Below are 18476 nucleotides of genomic sequence, written 5' to 3'. Positions count from 1 at the left end.
TCGTTTAGCCTCCCCGGCAGGGTTGCAGAATATCATCTGCCGCTTGATATTTCTGTGTTTGCACGCCTGTTAATCCCAGCAGGGTTGAGAAGAAATTATCCTGTGAGAAGTCCTCTGAGCCTGCCCGTTTTTGCAAACATGTCTGAGAGACTTGATAGCGTTGCTGATAATCTTCTGAGAGCCACAGCAGCATCGGCACATGTTTTTGCGTATCTGGTGCAATCGAATACGGCAGGCCGTGTAAATAGATGCCATTTTCCCCTAAGGATTCACCGTGATCGGAAAGGTAGACCAGGCTGGTGGTGAAATTATCCTGATGCTCTTTCAGTATATTGATTGCTTTATCAACAATATAGTCGACGTAAAGAATGGTGTTGTCATAGGTATTGACCAACTGTTGCTGTGAACAAGTCTGGATTTCGTTGGTGTCACAGGTTGGCGTAAATTTCTTGAACTGCGCAGGATAGCGGTTGTAATAGGTCGGACCGTGGCTGCCGATGGTGTGCAGCACAATCACGCCGTCGCCTTGCAGGTTATTAATGTACTCTTCCAGCCCGTGGAACAGCACGTCATCGTAGCATTCCCCGTCAATACACTGCCCGGGCAGGTTCAGCTTAGTCATATTCTGGTGCGGTACCCGGTCGCATGCCCCTTTGCAGCCGCCGTCGTTATCGTTCCACAGAACGTTAATTCCCGCCCGCTGAATAATGTCGAGCACGCCTTCCTGATGCTGCGCCAGTTCTTCATCGTAGTGCGCGCGTGGCATTCCCGAGAACATGCAGGGGACAGATACTGCCGTTGCCGTTCCGCAGGATGTGGTACGGGGGAAATAGACCACATCATCTTTTTCCAGCAACGGGTTGGTCTGGCGCGAATAGCCTGACAGCGAGAAGTTATCGCCGCGTGAGGTCTCGCCGAGCACCACAATCGTCAGGTTCTTACGCTTTTCTTTCACCATCAACGGATTGCGATGGGCGTCTTCGCCAATGCGTACCAGCGGCAGGTGGGCCAGCCTCTGGTGTGAATACCAGGAAGAGGTCGCCACAATGCTGTTGGATGGGCTGAGGGATTTCACCAGTTCTTTATTGTTGCGAAACAGTGAGGCGTAATCTTTGTAGAAGAATGCGGCGACCAGCACGATCAGCAGCGCGGAGATCAGAATATTCGCGCCACGGAACAGTACGCTGCGCATGGCCGGGGAGATCGGTTTGATTCTTATCCAGCAGGCAATGAGCGCGGCGAGAATGCCGCTCACTCCGAGCGTGATGAGCATTTGCGGCGTCAGCAAAGCAAAGGTTTCGGCGGGTGTGGTGTCCATCATATTGGCGATCATCGAGCGGTCAATGATGATGCCGTAGGTCATGATGAAATATTGGGCCGATGCGCCAACCAGAATGAAAACGCAGGCCACCAGGCGATTAAGCCACAGGAATGAGGCCAGCGTCAGCACAATGTTCATGACGCTGAAAGCGACGACCGGCATCGACAAAAACACCAGCACGTTACGCACGGAATCCAGCGGCAGGGCTTGCAGCACTTGTTTATAGAACGCAATGTTCAGGAAAGTCGCAAGATAAAATGAGATCAGGAGAAGCCAGCTGATTAGCCCAAGAGTGGGTCTTTTAAACAGGTGCTTTAACATTAAGGGGGTTCCATCGACTAAGTGGTACAAATCCTCTCAAAGTAAAATTAAGCTAACCTTAAGTTCTTAATGTTGATTTCAGGAATCGCGGGGGACGGCGTTGGCCCGATGAACTTACGCCATCGGGCAACGACGACTGTTTGCGTTAGTTATTGTTTACCGGAGCATCCAATGGATATGGGTTTTTATGGATCCGATTGTAGTTCAGTGCATACAGCGCGGTGATGATCATCAGTGTGACGAATGACCACATCACCTCTTTGGCACCGGAACCGACAACGGCCCAAATGCAGTAAACAAAAGCGATAAAGGTCACCAGTAAGTACATCGGACGCGCTTTACCAAAGTGACCATGGCCGAGCAGCAGCAGCGCGGCGCAGGTGTACAGATACGGCACCAGCGTGAAGATAACGGAGACCGAAGAGACCAGACCAAACTCTTTCGCAGCGTTTGGCGACATGCTGCTGAACTGGAAGATGGTCATCAGAACGCCGACGATAATTAACCCGGCTACCGGCGTACCGGCTTTGTTAACGCGGGCAAAAATCGGTGGGAACAGGCCGTCATCGGCTGCCGCTTTGGCGGTTTGCCCGGCAAGCAGCGTCCAGCCGCCCAAGGAACCAAGGCACCCGGCCGCGGCACAGAAGGAGACAATCGCCCCAGCGGTGTCTCCCAGCGCCATGCGTGCGGCATCACCGAACGGGGAGGCTGAAACACGCAGCGCCGCGTTAGGGATCATACCCATAATCGCTGTGGTGGAGAGCACATAGCAAACGGCGGCAATCAGCACGCCGCCCATGGTGGCGATAGGCACGTTACGTTTGGGATTTTTAACCACACCTGCCGCGACGGAGGCGCTTTCCACGCCGATAAATGACCACAAGGTTACGTTCAGAGTGCTTTGAATCGCACCGAAGGTGTTCATACCGCTGACGTTCCATGCCGCCATATAGGTTTCACCCCGGAACCAGAACCAGCCGAAGACGGCAATACCGACAATTGGCACCAGCGCCAGTACCGTTGCGACGGCCTGTACACGGGTGATCATTTTCGGTCCGACAATGTTCAGCAACACGAAGATCCACAGCACCACGACGCAGGTCAGCGTCAGGACCAGCGGATCTTTTAAGATGGGGAAGAAGTAGCTCAGGTAACCGACGCCAATAACCACCATGGCGATGTTACCAATCCAGCAAGCCAGCCAGTACAGGACGTTGGTCTGGTAGCCCAAAAAAGGACCGAAACAGCGGCGGGCATAAGCGTAAGAACCACCGGGACTGGAGTCTAAGGACGACATTTTCGCGTACACCATCGACAGCGCCAAAGCACCGATAATAGTGACCAACCATCCGTAGATTGCAATCCCGCCAGTTGACGCAAGGTTTGCGGGTAGCAGGAATACACCGGAACCCATAATATTCCCCGACACCATAAGGGTGACGGGGATTAAGCCCACTTTGTGAGCATCAGCATCCGTCGACATATTTAGTAACTCCTGATAAGGATAAATGACGTCTTATCATACCTCTTCAGAAGACTATTTTATGATGGCGGACTGGGGGTATCGCTAATGCTGATATTATTATGGCTTATCGCTAACTGATTAAAAATCAGGCAGCGGATGGCTCCCTATGTTGACTGACATAATGCAGAGGCGTCATCCCATAGAACTCTTTGAATACGGATATAAAGTACGAGGTACTGTTATATCCGCACAGTTGAGAGACCTGGGAAATGTTTTTGCCGTCCATCAATAATTGATTGACGGCATAACGCATGCGACACGTGGTAATTATTTGGCTGTAACTTGTATTTTCACTTTTGAGCTTTTTCTTTAACAAACTGGGGCTCAGGCATAAGCAACTGGCAACCATGCTTAAATTCCAGTCTTTATGTATATCGCTCTCAATAATGTGATAAACGCTGTCGCTGATACGACTGCGTAGTATATGCATGAGCAGAGAAATAAACTTTTTGCTGCCGAGAAAGCGTGATAACACCGTGAACAGTAGCGAGCGCGTGCGCACACTTTCACCTTCGTCCATTGTGTCCATTACGCTATATTGGGCAGCCACCCGGAAGACATCCGGCGTCAGACAGACGGCGGTCATCACTGGGTTGGCACTGCGTTGCCAGAGTGGGATCTGTGAAAGGTCTTTATTTAAAAAACGTAGATAGTCTTTAATGATATCACGGCTGATATGTACGACCAGTGCGTTATTAAGTGATGAGAAATCGATAATATTATTATCGCATGCTACCAGCGCCATATGATTAGCTTTTAAGCTGATGGCTTCTTTACCGTTAATCCTTAACCAAACATCCTTCTCCGTTAATACAACAACACAAGCTGCTCTGCTGCAAACCCTCATACCCAAACTCCAGGAATATGAACATAAAACACCGTAGCTCACCATCAGATGAACCATATCGGCTAAATTGAAATTGTATGATGAATCCAGGACCGCATTAAAATAACGTGTCTGGAATTAATTACAATGTTTGGTGGGATTTTTCTTATGTACACTTTTTTTTACGCAAGTGGAAACGTGATATTTGCGTATAAAAAAAGCGCGGGGTGGTCCCGCGCAAAAAGGTATGACAATGTTATTGTTTTGCAGCAATACTCAGGAATTACTCAAGCATGACATGTCTACCTTAAAAATCGGACTATCTATAAAGTGACATTATGCTTTCACGCACATGACGTGATATACACCGTCAATAATTTCCGTTCCTTCGGTTTCATGTTCAAATCCAGGGAAGTGGTGGTCCCAGGACTGCAACGAACGTAGATAACTAATCTGCGGGCTATTGGCGTCGCCAAAGTTTTCCCCGGACAGCAGCATTGGAATTCCCGGTGGGTAAGGAATCACGGAATTCGCAGCTATACGACCCGGCAGATTTTCAATGGCCACCATCTCAACGTTATCGCTGACTATCGCGTTATAGGCTTCACGCGGGGTGATTTCAGCAACAGGCAGGCCGGAGTAGGCCGCGTTGAGTCGGCTGCCAGGGTTGTTCTCTTTCAGCCAGGCAAACATGGTGTCGCCCAGATCGTGAATGCCCATGTTGGCGTAAGTGTCAGGATGTTCCTCAACCAGTTCTGGCATCACCTGCGCCAGCGGTGTATTGGCATCGTAATGGTGTTTGAATGAGCACAGGGTATTGATCAGCGTGCCCCATTTCCCACGGGTAATCCCCATTGAGAACAGGAACATAATCTGGAAATCGGTGGTACGGGTCGGCACGATACCGTGGCGGCCAAGCCAGGCGGTGACCAGCGCTGCCGGTACGCCGTTCTCTTCCAGTTCGCCATCATCGCCCATCCCCGGTGCCAGAATACTGACTTTGATTGGGTCCAGCATGCTCCAGTTATCCGGCAGGTCTTTAAACCCGTGCCAGGACTCACCCGGACGCATCACCCAGCAATTCTGGTCAGTGGTCAGGAGTTGAGTTGGCGCATCGGCAAAGTCATAGGTTTTGCCGGTTTGCGGGTCAGTCACCACTTCTTTGTTCCACGGTTTGAAGAACCAGTCGCCTTCGGCGGAAAATTCTTTGTACAAACGCGCCATGGCCTGACGGAAATCGACCGCTTCGTCGATCACTTCCTGGGTGAGCGACAGACCGCTGTTGCCGTCCATCATGGAGACAGCCACGTCGTTTGATGCGCAGATGGCATACAGCGGAGAGGTGGTGGCGTGCATCATGTACGCCTGGTTAAAGCGGGAGAAGTTCACGGCCCCACGACCTTCACGGACGTGAATGTAAGACGCCTGAGAGAGCGCGTTCAGCAGTTTGTGGGTCGAGTGGGTCGCAAAAACGGTAGGACCGTTATGATCGCCCGGCGCGCCACGCATAGCGTAGTGATCGGCATAAATTGGGTTAAAGCGGGCATAGCCGTACCAGGCCTCATCGAAGTGGATGCGATCGCTGGTTTGCGCGAGCAGGTCCTGGGCCTCTTTGGCGTTGTAGCAAACACCGTCATAAGTACAGTTGGTCACAACGCTGTAAGACGGTTTTTGCCCGGCCTTGCCCTTGGTCAGCGGGCTTTCGCTGATTTTTTTCTGCAATGTTTCAGGTTGCATTTCTTGCGGGTAGATAGGGCCGATAATGCCGTACCGGTTGCGACTTGGCACCATGTACACCGGTTTTGCGCCGGTGAGGATCAACCCCTGCTCGATAGATTTGTGGCAGTTACGATCCAGCACCACGACGTCGTTGTCGGTCATACAAGCCTGCATGATGGTGCGGTTAGAGCCGGAAGTCCCGACCACTACGGACCAGGATCGGTCAGCGCCAAACACGCGGGCGGCATATTTTTCGCTCTCGCCAAATGCGCCGGTATGATCCAGCAGTGAGCCGAGCGATGCGCGTTCAATACCCATGTCGCTACGGAATAAGTTTTCACCGTAGTAATCATGATAAAAACGACCCGCCGGCGTTTTGGTAAATCCGACACCGCCCTGGTGACCAGGCGCCGCCCAGGAGTATTCATGGATGTCGCCGTACTTCATCAGCGCGCTGAACAGTGGCGGCAGAAGCTGCTGGCGGTAACGGGTCATCGCCGCAACGGCACGTCCGGCGATAAAGTCTGCGGTATCTTCCATAATCCAGGCGAATTCATCGACAAGCTCCAGCAGGTCGCGATCCAGCGATGCGGTGGCTTTTTCGCGATCGCCCAGCAGGAAAACGGGAACGTTTTGCTGGCGCTCGTGGAGCTTGCCGATCAATTGCCTGACGTTCAGGTGCTCGTCTTGTTGTTCCATTTGATAGCTGAACATCAGGCAATCAATGGCTTCATTAGCGGCGAGGATTGCGTAACCATCGTCGAATGAGGTGGACTTAATGACGGTAACATTTTGGCGGCTTAATGCGTCAGCCAGACGTTCGACAGCGCTACCGACCCAGGTGTCCTGATGCAGAAACTCACTTTCAACAATTAATACTTTCATCATCTTTTACCCGGTTGTGGAAAGGTTGCAATTTATGGATTGCAGACACACCGTATGAATGTGACGCAGGCAAGTATTATCCTGACAAAATGGGCTGTAAAGCGGGTGATAAATAGTCTGATTTGTGTTTAATTTGTTTTTAAACAAATGGTTATGTTTGCTTATTGGCGATTTTTCACCGCTGTTTATCGACAGGGGGAATATTTTTTTGGCTGATACTGATATCGGCGAACGATAGGGATCGTAGGCCGGGGTAACGCCGGTGGTTTCTGGCTGCTCAGCCAGCCATTGTTTGCCGGCGCTGCTGGCTCAGTTTGCGGTACTGCTGCGGCGACATGCCGACAAACTTGCTGAATGTGTCATAAAAACGGCTGCTGGATCGGAATCCCGCGGTCAACGCGACGTCAAGAATGGTTTTATCGGTATCGCTAAGCAATGCGCGGACGTGATTGATCCGCATTGCGGTGATGTACTGCTTCATGGTGAGTTGCATCACGCGCTGGAAAATCCCCATCGCGTAGTTGGCGTTGAGCTTCACGTGTTCCGCGACGTCGTTGATAGTGAGCACCTGATCGTAGTTATCGGCAATAAAACTCAGCATCTGGCTTACGTAAAACTGGGCGTGCCGCGAAACGCTGTTTTTGTGCGTCCGCGAAGTTTTATTGACCAGGATTGGCTGCCAGCCGGAAAGGCTAAACCGCTTGAGCATCAGACCAATTTCATCAATGGCGAGCTGGCGAATTTGCTCGTTCGGGTTGCTCAGCTCCTGTTGCCAGCGTTGAACTTCAAAGGTGCTTAGCTGCTGCGACGCCAGCGATTTGATGACCATGCCATGGGTAACGTGGTTGATCAGTTCGCGATCCAGCGGCCAGGAAAGGAAAAGGTGCATCGGTAAATTGAAGATAGCCATGCTTTGGCAACTGCCCGGACGCGTGAGCTGATGCGGCGTACAGGCCCAGAAAAGCGTAATGTGTCCCTGTTTTATCTGCACCACTTCGTTGTTGATAAGGTACTCAACGTCGCCATCAAACGGCACATTAATCTCCACCTGCCCATGCCAGTGGCTGGCAGGCATAGCATGCGGTGAGCGCAGCTCAATATCCATCCGTTGATATTCTGAGTACAGCGACAATGGGCTGCGGGTTTGCTCTTCATCGCTGCTGCACATGTGCGGATCGGGGGGAAGAGGCGATGTCGGTAATGTACTCATGGTTGCTCCATTTCCTGAATTATCAGAATCATGTCATTTGCTGCGCATTAAGGCTGAGAATCAGGACACAAATCGGACCGATATCATTGAGCATAGTGAGATTTTGGGGCCGCATACTCTGCTTTTTGTGCAATTTTGTCCCATAAACTCAGATCCAGTATGGGACAAAGAGGCGATCTGAGTTTATGGGAATGCTCGCCAGGGAAGTCGGAAGTTTTCATCTATGCGCTGTGCCACCATGACTGTGTTCACTAATGTTCTGGAGAGTCATGATGTCTGCACCCAAAATTACCTTTATCGGCGCCGGTTCCACGATTTTCGTCAAAAATATCCTCGGGGACGTCTTTCATCGCGATGCGCTGAAATCTGCGCATATCGCCTTGATGGACCTCAATCCTACTCGGCTGGAAGAGTCACACATTGTGGTGCGTAAGTTGATGGACTCAGCGGGCGCGTCCGGGCGTATCACCTGCTATACCGATCAAAAAGCGGCATTGCAGGATGCTGATTTTGTGGTGGTCGCTTTCCAGATTGGTGGCTATGAACCTTGTACCGTTACCGATTTTGCGGTGTGTAAACGTCATGGTCTGGAGCAGACGATTGCCGATACGTTGGGGCCAGGCGGCATTATGCGCGCGCTGCGCACTATCCCGCATTTATGGCAGATTTGTGAGGATATGACCGAAGTCTGCCCGCAGGCCACTATGCTTAACTACGTTAACCCGATGGCGATGAACACCTGGGCAATGTATGCGCGCTATCCGCATATTAAGCAGGTTGGATTGTGTCACTCGGTGCAAGGGACAGCGGAGGAGCTGGCCCGCGATTTGAACATCGACCCGGCCTCTTTGCGCTATCGCTGCGCCGGGATCAACCATATGGCGTTTTATCTGGAACTTGAGCGTAAAACGGCTGACGGTGCTTATGTGAATCTCTATCCGGAGCTTCTGGCGGCCTATGAATCTGGTCAGGCGCCGAAACCGAATCTTCACGGTAATACCCGTTGTCAGAACATTGTGCGCTATGAAATGTTCAAAAAGCTGGGCTATTTCGTCACTGAGTCGTCGGAGCATTTCGCGGAATATACGCCGTGGTTTATCAAACCAGGGCGTGAGGATCTGATTGAGCGCTATAAGGTTCCACTGGATGAGTATCCAAAACGCTGTGTGGAACAGCTGGCGAACTGGAACAAAGAGCTGGAAGAGTACAAAACGGCGGCGCGGATCGAGATTAAACCGTCACGTGAATATGCCAGCACTATCATGAACGCTATCTGGACCGGTGAACCGAGCGTAGTGTATGGCAACGTTCGCAATGACCATCTGATCGATAACCTGCCGCAAGGCTGTTGCGTGGAGGTGGCTTGCCTGGTCGATGCGAATGGTATCCAGCCAACGAAGGTGGGTACTCTCCCGTCACATTTGGCGGCCATGATGCAAACCAATATCAATGTTCAGACCCTGCTAACGGAAGCCATTCTGACGGAAAATCGCGATCGCGTTTATCACGCGGCGATGATGGATCCGCATACCGCTGCGGTATTGGGGATTGAGGAGATTTATGCGCTGGTGGACGATCTGATCGCATCTCATGGCGACTGGCTGCCGGCCTGGTTACACCGTTAACACACCATTACGCCGGACAGAGCATCCGGCGTTTAACCTCTGACGTTTCCTCTAACAGAAGGCGGGCGCTGGTAACGGCGACCCGATACCCTATGAGCATCTCTCTGAAAACAAAACTCAGTTACGGATTTGGAGCGTTTGGTAAGGATTTCGCCATCGGTATTGTGTACATGTACCTGATGTATTACTACACCGACGTGGTGGGATTATCGGTGGGGCTGGTCGGAACGTTGTTCCTGGCGGCAAGGGTCTGGGATGCGGTAAACGATCCCATCATGGGCTGGATTGTGAACGCCACCCGGTCGCGGTGGGGAAAATTTAAACCCTGGATCTTACTCGGTACGCTGGCGAACTCATTGGTGCTGTTTTTGCTTTTTAGCGCACATCTGTTTGAGGGCACTGCGCAAGTCGTATTTGTCTGCGTGACGTATATATTATGGGGAATGACCTACACCATTATGGATATTCCATTCTGGTCGCTGGTGCCAACTATTACGCTGGATAAACGCGAGCGTGAACAACTGGTGCCGTTCCCTCGTTTCTTCGCAAGCCTGGCTGGGTTTGTCACCGCGGGGGTGACGCTGCCCTTTGTGAGCTATGTCGGCGGGGCCGATCGCGGCTTTGGTTTCCAGATGTTTACGCTGGTACTGATTGCATTCTTTATCGTTTCTACCGTTGTTACGCTGCGTAATGTGCATGAGGTTTATTCGTCAGATAGCGAGGCAACGGCGGACAGCAGTCGTCTTGGGCTGAAAGCGATCGTTGGGCTCATCTATAAAAACGACCAGTTATCCTGCCTGTTAGGCATGGCGCTGGCTTACAATATTGCCGCCAATATCATTGCTGGCTTTGCCATTTACTATTTTACTTATGTGATTGGCGATGCAAGCCTCTTCCCGTACTACATGTCTTACGCAGGAGCGGCAAACCTGCTGACGCTGATTTTCTTTCCTCGATTGGTAAAAGCGTTGTCACGACGGATCCTGTGGGCTGGGGCATCCGTGCTGCCGGTGCTCAGCTGTATCGTTTTGCTGGTGATGGCGTTAGCCGGTTTCCATAATATCTTACTCATTGTTATTGCTGGTATTTTACTGAATATTGGTTCAGCGCTTTTCTGGGTGTTGCAGGTCATTATGGTGGCGGATACCGTTGATTACGGCGAATACAAACTGAATGTACGTTGTGAAAGTATCGCTTATTCAGTGCAGACGATGGTGGTAAAAGGAGGGTCAGCGTTTGCCGCTTTCTTTATCGCAGTGATACTTGGGGTGATTAATTACGCGCCGAATGTCGCGCAGTCTGCAGAAACCATTGTTGGTATGCAATTCATTATGATCGCGCTACCAGCACTCTTTTTTGTGGTGACCTTAGTCCTTTACTTCCGCTTTTACCGACTGAACGGCGACACGCTGCGCAGGGTCCAGATTCATTTGTTGGATAAGTACCGTAAGGTGCCGCAGCACCATGAGCAACCGGATATCCCTGCTATTGCGATAGTCACCCCAGGTGATGTGAAGGCGTAGCTATGGAATGGCATTCGTGGATTGGGTATTTGGCGGCTAGCCTGACGACGCTCTCATTCTTACCGCAAGCGATTAAGGTCATTACCACCCGCAACACGCAGGGTATCTCCGGTTTAATGTATGTAATGTTTGTGTGTGGGCTGGTGTTGTGGCTGATTTATGGATTATTGATTGAAGATACTGCCGTCAGCATGGCGAACTTTCTGACACTCCTGTTCGCCTTGCCGATTCTGGTTATCAAGTCTCGCAATGGGTAGGGCTGATTGCCGGATAAGCGTCAGCGCTATCCGGCAGTTTTTAACTGTCTGTTGTGCCAGCCCGCCAACACGAGCACCGTGGTTAGCGCACCGAGCAGGGCGCAGAACATATCCGACTGGGTATCCCACGGGTCGCCCTGCGTCCCGAGAAAATCATCCGCTCCCTGACCCATCGCCAGCGCCGCCCACCATTCGATCAGCTCATACATCGCGCTAATCGCCAGCGCCACGCAGCAGACCAAAAATGCCAGCATTTTGCGGCCACGAACTATATTACCGCGCACTAAAATCTCTCTTGCCGTCAGGGCGGGCACCAGACCCTGGAAGAAGTGACCCAGCTTGTCATAGGGGTTACGACTGAGATCCAGCCACTCCTGAACCTGAAAACCGACAGGGACTTTAGCGTAGGTATACATACCGCCGACCATCAGAATGATGGCGTGCAAGAAAATGAGCGTGTAGAGCAATGGCGTCAGCGGGTAGCGCTTCACGGTCGCCAGCAACAGTGGGACGACAATAATGACCGGAGTAACTTCCATCAGCCAGGTGATTTTCTCCGTGGCAGAGACACCGGTGTAGATAAGTATTAGCGCCAGGAGCAGCGCGCCAGAGTGCAAGATTGTGGAGTTCAGTGTGCGGAGCATGGCGAATTCACAAGTAATGGAAAAGGTTACTATTCCCTGTGAGCGGCAAAAATTCAACGCCAGTAAATGGGGGGATAAAGTTGGCCCGGGGGGATCACTGGACTGACGCCAAAAATCTGTTGTCAGTCCAGTGCCGGGCCGAATGGGTTACTTCGCGCAGTTAGCGCATTGTTTGCTGACGATTTGCTGGAAGAAATCGTTGCCTTTGTCATCGACCAGAATGAAAGCCGGGAAATCTTCGACTTCGATTTTCCAGATAGCTTCCATACCCAGCTCCGGGTATTCCACGCATTCCAGATGTTTAATACTCTGCTGCGCAAGTACCGCAGCCGGGCCACCAATGCTACCTAAATAGAAGCCGCCATGTTTATGGCAGGCATCTGTCACCTGCTGGCTACGGTTACCTTTTGCCAGCATGATCATGCTGCCGCCGTGAGACTGTAGCAGGTCAACATAGGAGTCCATACGACCCGCAGTGGTTGGTCCTAAAGAGCCGGACGGATAACCCGCAGGTGTTTTGGCCGGGCCCGCGTAGTAGATAGGGTGATCTTTCACGTACTGCGGCAGACCTTCGCCGGACTCAATACGTTCTTTTAGCTTCGCGTGGGCAATATCGCGGCCGACAATGATGGTGCCGCTCAGCGACAGACGGGTAGAAACCGGATACTGAGAAAGCTGAGCGAGGATCTCTTTCATTGGGCGGTTAAGGTCAACTTTAACCACTTCACCTTCGCCTGCCTGGCGCAGCGACTCCGGAATGTACTGGGCTGGGTTATGTTCCAGTTTTTCGATCCAGATCCCTTCGCGGTTAATCTTGGCCTTGATGTTACGGTCTGCGGAGCAAGACACACCCATACCAACCGGGCAGGATGCGCCGTGGCGAGGCAGGCGGATCACGCGGATATCGTGCGCGAAGTATTTCCCGCCAAACTGGGCGCCGAGGCCGAGTTTCTGCGCTTCTTCCAGCAGTTCCTGTTCCAGTTGCAGATCGCGGAACGCCTGGCCGTGCGCATTACCTTCAGTCGGCAGTGCGTCATAGTAGTGTGTGCTGGCCAGCTTCACCGTTTTCAGGGTGCTTTCCGCTGACGTGCCGCCAATGACGAATGCAATGTGGTACGGCGGGCATGCTGCGGTACCCAGCGTGCGCATTTTCTCTACCAGGAAGTTTTTCAGTTTGCCGGGGGTGAGCAGCGCTTTGGTTTCCTGATACAGATAGGTTTTGTTCGCTGAACCGCCGCCTTTGGCCACGCACAGGAATTTGTATTCGTCACCGTCCACGCTGTACAGGTCGATTTGTGCGGGCAGGTTGGTGCCGGTATTCACTTCTTTGTACATATCCAGCGCCGCGTTTTGCGAGTAGCGCAGGTTATCTTCAATATAGGTATTAAATACGCCCTTGGAGAGTGCCGCTTCGTCGCCGCCACCGGTCCAGACGCGCTGACCTTTTTTACCCATAATAATTGCCGTACCGGTGTCCTGGCAGGTTGGCAATACGCCTTTAGCAGCGATTTCGGAGTTTCTCAGGAACTGCAGCGCTACGTATTTATCGTTTTCGCTGGCTTCGGGATCATGGAGAATTGAGGCGACTTGCTGTTGGTGTTCAGGGCGGAGCATGAAGGAGGCATCGTGGAAGGCTTGTTGGGCCAGTAGCGTAAGTGCTTCAGGGGCTACTTTCAGGATTGTTTCGCCTTCAAACTCGCCGACGCTGACGTGATCGGAGGTCAGCAGGTAGTACTCAGTTTTGTCTTCCCCCAGTGGGAAAGCCGCCTGATAAGTGAATTCAACTTTTGACATTTGCTTCCAGCCTTTTCATTTTTCTCAGGAATTTTAAAATTCTCTGTGTCTTGACGGTGGCGTGCCGTACCAAAGCGGACAGCACGCGCACTGTAATTACAGGAAACCGTACATTGCGGCGAAGATCCAACCAAAGACACAGGATACGCTCACGCCGATCAACCCAGGTAGAATGAAGCTGTGGTTGATAACGAAACGGCCAATGTGGGTGGTGCCGGAACGGTCAAACTGAATAGCCGCCAGATCGCTCGGGTAAGTCGGCAGAATGTAGTAACCGTAACATGCCGGAGCGGAAGCAACGATGTACGCTGGATCAACCCCAATTGCCAGTGCGACCGGAACAATCGCCGCCAGCGCCGCAGCCTGGGAGTTTACAAATTTGGAAACCAACAGCAGAACAATTGCATAGGCCCACGGATACTCTTTCACCATATTGCCCAGCACACCTTCGATTTCCGTCATGTGCGCGCCGAACATTGTTTCGGCCATCCAGGCAATACCGTACACCGCCACAATCGCGATCATACCGGAACGGAAGACTTCGTTTTTAGATATTGAAGCGGGATTGGTCTTCGTCAGGATAATAATCAGCGCACCGGTCAGCAGCATGAACATCTGGATAACCAGTACCATTGACAGCGGTTTGCCGCTGAAGGTAGGGCGCAGCTCAGAGAACGCGCCGAGCACGGCAACAACGGCGATAGCGGCAAGGAAGATCCACATGGCCAGCCAGTTGCTTTTCGGCAGCTTTTTGTCTAACAGTGTGGCGGTATCGCCATAAACGTAGTTGTGGTTTTCAGGGACGGAAATAAACTTCTGGAACTCTTCATCTTTATCCAGATCTTTACCGCGGAACCAACTGAAGATACCGATCGCCAGGATACCCAACAGGGTAGACGGGATAGTGATGCTGAGCAGGTCGAGGAATTCAAGATGCTTGCCTTCAAACGTTACGTTACCCAGCATTGCGACCAGTGATACAACGGCCACGGACACCGGGCTGGCGATAATCCCCATCTGCGCACCGATAGAACTCGCCGCCATCGGACGTTCCGGGCGAATATTGTTCTTAATGGCAACGTCATAAATGATTGGCAGGATGGTGTAGACCACGTGGCCTGTACCGCAGAGAATCGTCAGGGTGCAGGTAACGAACGGGGCGACGATGGAAACGTATTTTGGGTTACGGCGCAGCAGCTTTTCAGCGATTTGCAGCATAACGTCAAGGCCGCCGGAGGCTTGCAAGGTTGCCGATGCGGCCACCACGGCAATAATAACCAGCATTACATCTACAGGTGGTTTACCCGGCTGGAGATGGAAAACGAAAACCAGAATGACCAGGCCGATACCGCCTAATAAACCCAGCGCGATACCGCCCTTTCTGGCACCATAAAACAAACATATTAATATTATAAGAAGTTGTATACTAAATAACATTTTATTTACCCTCGCGAAAAAACCAGTCAATTTTTTGAAAAATGGATCTGTGCCACATTCTTTTTTGCCGGAATAGGCATCAAAAAATGGTCAGTATTCGATATGTCCGTATTTGCGATTAATGTTCAAATGTCTTGCTAGAATGTTTTTTTAACGTTATGGCGATATTTAGCTTTTTTCTGTGGCTTTGATCAGAGGAGAGAATCCTCAGGCGATGGGAAGCAGAGCTGGACATGGAGAGCTGCGGTTGACGCTGTAATTTATCTGTTTTGCGTTTTCCGCTATTTCGTGAACCACCGACAGAATGGGTGAGTAGGTTATTTGTGTGATCACGCTCACGCCATTTCATAATGTGATGAGGTTGGCGTGCGGATACTTTTATTTGCTCACAAAAATGTACGGTGTCCATGGTACGTAGCATGGTCTCCATTGCTACCAGTCTAGATTTTGTATGTCTGGTTAATTTCAGACTAATCCTTTATGGGTAAAAATACACACTCTGCGAGCTAGATAATACTTAATTAACTTTTGTTAGCGATTTTGAAATTAAAAACAGTGTGACGTTAATCAATATTAAAATAATACATTTAACATGCCGGATACAAATATATTTGATCTAACGCAAATTTATAATTCTGCAGCATGATTCAGAAAAGTAGGGATTTTTCATTATTTTAATAATTGTTACTTTCAAATAACAAATAATCCCAAATTGTTTTTATTGGCAATATTGTTTTAGTAATGAGTAATGTTCAGCCTGAACGCGGTAACGATAAACCGGTCTACCGGTTACGCCATAATGGATGCTGGTAAATAGGATGTGACAATTGACGAGCCAGATAAGATATTTACGGCAAGAAACGCGCGAGATATTGACCTCGTTGGCCAGTTCATCGGTGGAGAATTCCTGATCCTGATGCTCATCAATCCACTGGCACAGCGTGCGTAACGTTTGTGGCGTTAATCCTTTAGGTAAGCGCCGCGCTTCCTGTTCATTGGAGGAGCTGCCGTGAATCAACTGGTCAAGCTCAGACTGTTCATAGTACTGATGCTTTTCCATCTCGGTTTTCTTTTGTAGCCAGCCGGTCAGCGCCTCTTCAAAACGGGACGCCTGGAACGGTTTGATCAGGTAGTCAACGACACCATAGTGGAGAGAGTCTTTGATGGTGGTCGCGTCAGCGGCGGAAGAGATGACAATGACATCACACTTGCAACCTTCGCTGTGCAATACAGGCAACAGATCCAGACCGTTTTCTTTTTGCATATAAATATCAAGCAAAATCAAATCGATATGATTGCCGCTATGAAAGATTATCTCTTTTGCTTTCTCCAGCGTGGAGGCTGTGCCGCAGCAATGAAAACCGGAGAGTTGCGCGACATAACGGCGGTTTAATTCCGCTACCATTGCATCGTCATCGACAATTAAGACATTGATCATCTGCTGGCCCTCTCACCATTCCACGGTAACTGTACAAAAAATTGGGTGAAGATCCCAGGTTCTGACTCGACGGAAATATTGCCGCCAACGTTTTCAACCTGTTGTTTAACAAGCGCTAAACCAACGCCCCGTTCGGTTCCTTTTGACGAAACGCCCTTCTCAAAGATGTGCTCAATGTGTTCGGGGGCAATCCCCGGACCATCGTCATTCACTTCGCAATGCAACCAGCCGTGTCGATAATGCAAGGATACGCTGATCTCGCCACCAGGTTCTTGACCTAGCGCCTCCAGGGCGTTTTCAATTAAATTCCCCAGAACGGTAATCAGCACAGCCACCTGATCTTCGTTGCTGTTTTCCGGTAACTGGCTTTCATTGCTGATCACCAGGCTATGGCCTAAATCAGATGTGCGATTAATCTTACTGAGTAAAAATCCTGCGATCACCGGGGATTTTATTTTTCCTAACAGTGAGCCAATCTCTTCCTGATAACTGTTTGCGGTCTTCAGGATGTAATTTTCAAGCTGCTTATAACTTTTCAGATGCAATAATCCCAGAATCACGTGCAATTTATTCATGAATTCGTGGGATCGTTCACGAAGTGCGTCGGCATAGTTGACCATGCCGTCCAGTCGTTGCATTAATTTTCGGACTTCAGTCTTATCTCTGAATGTTGAAATGGCCCCGATGATTTTACCGTTGCTGAGTACCGGAACCGTGTTAATTAAGAGTAGCCGATCCTTCACCATGATCTCTTCATCGCGACGCGGCGTTCCGTCATGCAGTACCTGTGAAAAATCGACCACTTTTGACCATGCGTGGCTGAGCGTGGAGAGCTGGGCATCGTCTTGCGATTTGTGGTAATCCAGCAGCTCTTGTGCCGCCTGGTTTATCAGCGTCACTTCACCGCACTCGTCAACGGCAATGACGCCTTCCTTTATAGAGTGCAGCATCGCCTGGCGTTGTTCGAACAGATTGGAGATTTCATACGGCTCCAGACCAAACAGAATACGCTTGAGGACTTTGACAAATACCCATGTGCCGAGCAGCCCAACCAGCACGCCAAATAAGATGGACCAAAAGATGCTGCCACGGCTGTTATTGATCTGCTCAGTCACCCTGCTTAGCTCAAGGCCGATCGACACGACGCCTATCTGCCGGTGATGCTCGTCATAAATAGGGGTAAATACGCGCAGGGCTTGCGCCAGAAATCCGCGATTAATGGCGACATTCTCTTTCCCTTGCAGGGCCAGCAAAATGTCATCGCCTTTAAACGGCTGACCGATTCGCTGCGCTTCGGGATGGGAGTAACGAATGCTTTGCATATCGGTGACGACGATGAATAAAAAATCGTTGCTCTTATTCACCGCCTGGGCAATCGCCTGAATACCGCTTTCCTCGGGCTTTTTCATTAGCCCCTGGCGGATCTCCGGGGAGTTTGCCAGCGTTCGTGCGACCGCAAGCGCTTTACCCGCTAATGCATCGCGCGTCATGTTGCTGATTTGCGAGAAATAAATCAGATGAACGACAAGCAGTACGGAGAAGAGTACCGCACTGACCATGAGGATCACGGTAGTGCCGAGCTTCATCGGGCGTTTGCGTATAGCAGTACGTTGCAGAGAGTGTCTCATCACGGTCCTGGAATCACGGTTTGTATGGGTATTATCGCCTGATGGGATGCGTAATTCAAAGGTGGTAGGGATGATGGGGCATGGGCTGCCTGGGCTTTTCTTCTATATATAACGTGGAGCGAGTCTCTTTTTATATAGAGATTTCCTTATCTGCTTTCACTTCTTTCAGGGAGGCTGACCACTATTTTGCTTACGATTGTGGATAACTCTGTGTGTAAATGGGTATAAGGCGGGGTTTTGCTGTGGAATGCAGCGGTCAGTCATTTTTCTGCAATTTAAGGGTTGCGGGCCGCAGGAAACTCCCTATAATGCGCCTCCATCGA

General features: G+C 50.7%; 14 protein-coding genes. 3 read left to right on the top strand and 11 right to left on the bottom strand.

Going from position 1 to position 18476, the window contains the following annotated elements; all coding sequences use genetic code 11:
* Positions 1-4 precede the first annotated feature (4 nt).
* From eptA to melR, 5 genes are all read right to left on the bottom strand, one after another.
* Positions 5-1642 carry a phosphoethanolamine transferase EptA gene (eptA, locus tag HV352_RS21495; RefSeq protein WP_181635076.1) on the bottom strand — a complete coding sequence of 546 codons (1638 nt, stop codon included), beginning with the start codon at positions 1640-1642 and terminating at the stop codon, positions 5-7.
* A 145-nt stretch (positions 1643-1787) separates the two neighbouring features.
* On the bottom strand, positions 1788-3125 hold the full coding sequence (adiC, locus tag HV352_RS21490) for an arginine/agmatine antiporter (RefSeq protein ID WP_016155410.1): 1338 nt from the start codon (positions 3123-3125) through the stop codon (positions 1788-1790).
* A 127-nt stretch (positions 3126-3252) separates the two neighbouring features.
* Complete coding sequence (locus tag HV352_RS21485) at positions 3253-4014, bottom strand: AraC family transcriptional regulator (protein WP_016155411.1); 762 nt, start codon at positions 4012-4014, stop codon at positions 3253-3255.
* Between the two features lie 315 nt (positions 4015-4329).
* Positions 4330-6597, bottom strand: a complete 2268-nt coding sequence (gene adiA / locus HV352_RS21480) for an arginine decarboxylase (RefSeq protein ID WP_131347424.1) — start codon at positions 6595-6597, stop codon at positions 4330-4332.
* A 277-nt stretch (positions 6598-6874) separates the two neighbouring features.
* Positions 6875-7807 (bottom strand): transcriptional regulator MelR, encoded by a 933-nt coding sequence (gene melR, locus HV352_RS21475; protein WP_016155413.1) that lies wholly within the window; start codon positions 7805-7807, stop codon positions 6875-6877.
* A gap of 269 nt (positions 7808-8076) precedes the next feature.
* On the opposite strand from melR, the gene melA reads away from it, so the two are divergent.
* From melA to HV352_RS21460, 3 genes are all read left to right on the top strand, one after another.
* The gene (gene melA / locus HV352_RS21470; RefSeq protein ID WP_181635075.1) at positions 8077-9432 is read left to right on the top strand and encodes an alpha-galactosidase; all 1356 of its coding nucleotides are present in this window, start codon (positions 8077-8079) and stop codon (positions 9430-9432) included.
* A gap of 92 nt (positions 9433-9524) precedes the next feature.
* Positions 9525-10955 (top strand): melibiose:sodium transporter MelB, encoded by a 1431-nt coding sequence (melB, locus tag HV352_RS21465; protein ID WP_053389820.1) that lies wholly within the window; start codon positions 9525-9527, stop codon positions 10953-10955.
* Between the two features lie 2 nt (positions 10956-10957).
* Entirely contained in the window at positions 10958-11212 is a 255-nt protein-coding gene (locus HV352_RS21460; protein WP_016155416.1) for a SemiSWEET transporter, read from the top strand.
* Between the two features lie 26 nt (positions 11213-11238).
* On the opposite strand, the gene HV352_RS21455 is transcribed toward HV352_RS21460, so the two are convergent.
* The 6 genes from HV352_RS21455 to HV352_RS21430 all read right to left on the bottom strand — a co-directional run bounded on the left by HV352_RS21455 (position 11239) and on the right by HV352_RS21430 (position 18153).
* Positions 11239-11856, bottom strand: a complete 618-nt coding sequence (locus HV352_RS21455) for a DUF2238 domain-containing protein (protein ID WP_016155491.1) — start codon at positions 11854-11856, stop codon at positions 11239-11241.
* Between the two features lie 147 nt (positions 11857-12003).
* Positions 12004-13650: a class I fumarate hydratase FumA gene (gene fumA / locus HV352_RS21450; protein WP_016155418.1), complete on the bottom strand. Its 1647-nt coding sequence runs from the start codon at positions 13648-13650 to the stop codon at positions 12004-12006.
* A gap of 96 nt (positions 13651-13746) precedes the next feature.
* Positions 13747-15087, bottom strand: a complete 1341-nt coding sequence (gene dcuB, locus HV352_RS21445; protein ID WP_003031873.1) for an anaerobic C4-dicarboxylate transporter DcuB — start codon at positions 15085-15087, stop codon at positions 13747-13749.
* 118 nt (positions 15088-15205) lie between these two features.
* Positions 15206-15508, bottom strand: a complete 303-nt coding sequence (locus tag HV352_RS21440) for a hypothetical protein (RefSeq protein ID WP_131341598.1) — start codon at positions 15506-15508, stop codon at positions 15206-15208.
* Between the two features lie 297 nt (positions 15509-15805).
* Positions 15806-16525 (bottom strand): two-component system response regulator DcuR, encoded by a 720-nt coding sequence (dcuR, locus tag HV352_RS21435; protein ID WP_016155419.1) that lies wholly within the window; start codon positions 16523-16525, stop codon positions 15806-15808.
* On the bottom strand, positions 16522-18153 hold the full coding sequence (locus tag HV352_RS21430; protein WP_016155492.1) for a sensor histidine kinase: 1632 nt from the start codon (positions 18151-18153) through the stop codon (positions 16522-16524). The genes dcuR and HV352_RS21430 overlap by 4 nt, the downstream gene beginning before the upstream one ends.
* Positions 18154-18476 lie beyond the last annotated feature (323 nt).

It is taken from the genome of Citrobacter sp. RHBSTW-01044, assembly GCF_013781945.1.
Lineage (GTDB): Bacteria > Pseudomonadota > Gammaproteobacteria > Enterobacterales > Enterobacteriaceae > Citrobacter > Citrobacter braakii.
This window is presented reverse-complemented; position numbering and strand designations above follow the sequence as displayed.

Coding starts and splice junctions, on each gene's coding strand:
- HV352_RS21440 (WP_131341598.1), bottom strand. CDS start 15,508: ATGCTACGTACCATGGACACCGTACATTTTTGTGAGCAAATAAAAGTA.
- melR (WP_016155413.1), bottom strand. CDS start 7,807: ATGAGTACATTACCGACATCGCCTCTTCCCCCCGATCCGCACATGTGC.
- fumA (WP_016155418.1), bottom strand. CDS start 13,650: ATGTCAAAAGTTGAATTCACTTATCAGGCGGCTTTCCCACTGGGGGAA.
- HV352_RS21485 (WP_016155411.1), bottom strand. CDS start 4,014: ATGAGGGTTTGCAGCAGAGCAGCTTGTGTTGTTGTATTAACGGAGAAG.
- adiC (WP_016155410.1), bottom strand. CDS start 3,125: ATGTCGACGGATGCTGATGCTCACAAAGTGGGCTTAATCCCCGTCACC.
- dcuR (WP_016155419.1), bottom strand. CDS start 16,525: ATGATCAATGTCTTAATTGTCGATGACGATGCAATGGTAGCGGAATTA.
- HV352_RS21455 (WP_016155491.1), bottom strand. CDS start 11,856: ATGCTCCGCACACTGAACTCCACAATCTTGCACTCTGGCGCGCTGCTC.
- melA (WP_181635075.1), top strand. CDS start 8,077: ATGATGTCTGCACCCAAAATTACCTTTATCGGCGCCGGTTCCACGATT.
- HV352_RS21430 (WP_016155492.1), bottom strand. CDS start 18,153: ATGAGACACTCTCTGCAACGTACTGCTATACGCAAACGCCCGATGAAG.
- HV352_RS21460 (WP_016155416.1), top strand. CDS start 10,958: ATGGAATGGCATTCGTGGATTGGGTATTTGGCGGCTAGCCTGACGACG.
- adiA (WP_131347424.1), bottom strand. CDS start 6,597: ATGAAAGTATTAATTGTTGAAAGTGAGTTTCTGCATCAGGACACCTGG.
- dcuB (WP_003031873.1), bottom strand. CDS start 15,087: ATGTTATTTAGTATACAACTTCTTATAATATTAATATGTTTGTTTTAT.
- eptA (WP_181635076.1), bottom strand. CDS start 1,642: ATGTTAAAGCACCTGTTTAAAAGACCCACTCTTGGGCTAATCAGCTGG.
- melB (WP_053389820.1), top strand. CDS start 9,525: ATGAGCATCTCTCTGAAAACAAAACTCAGTTACGGATTTGGAGCGTTT.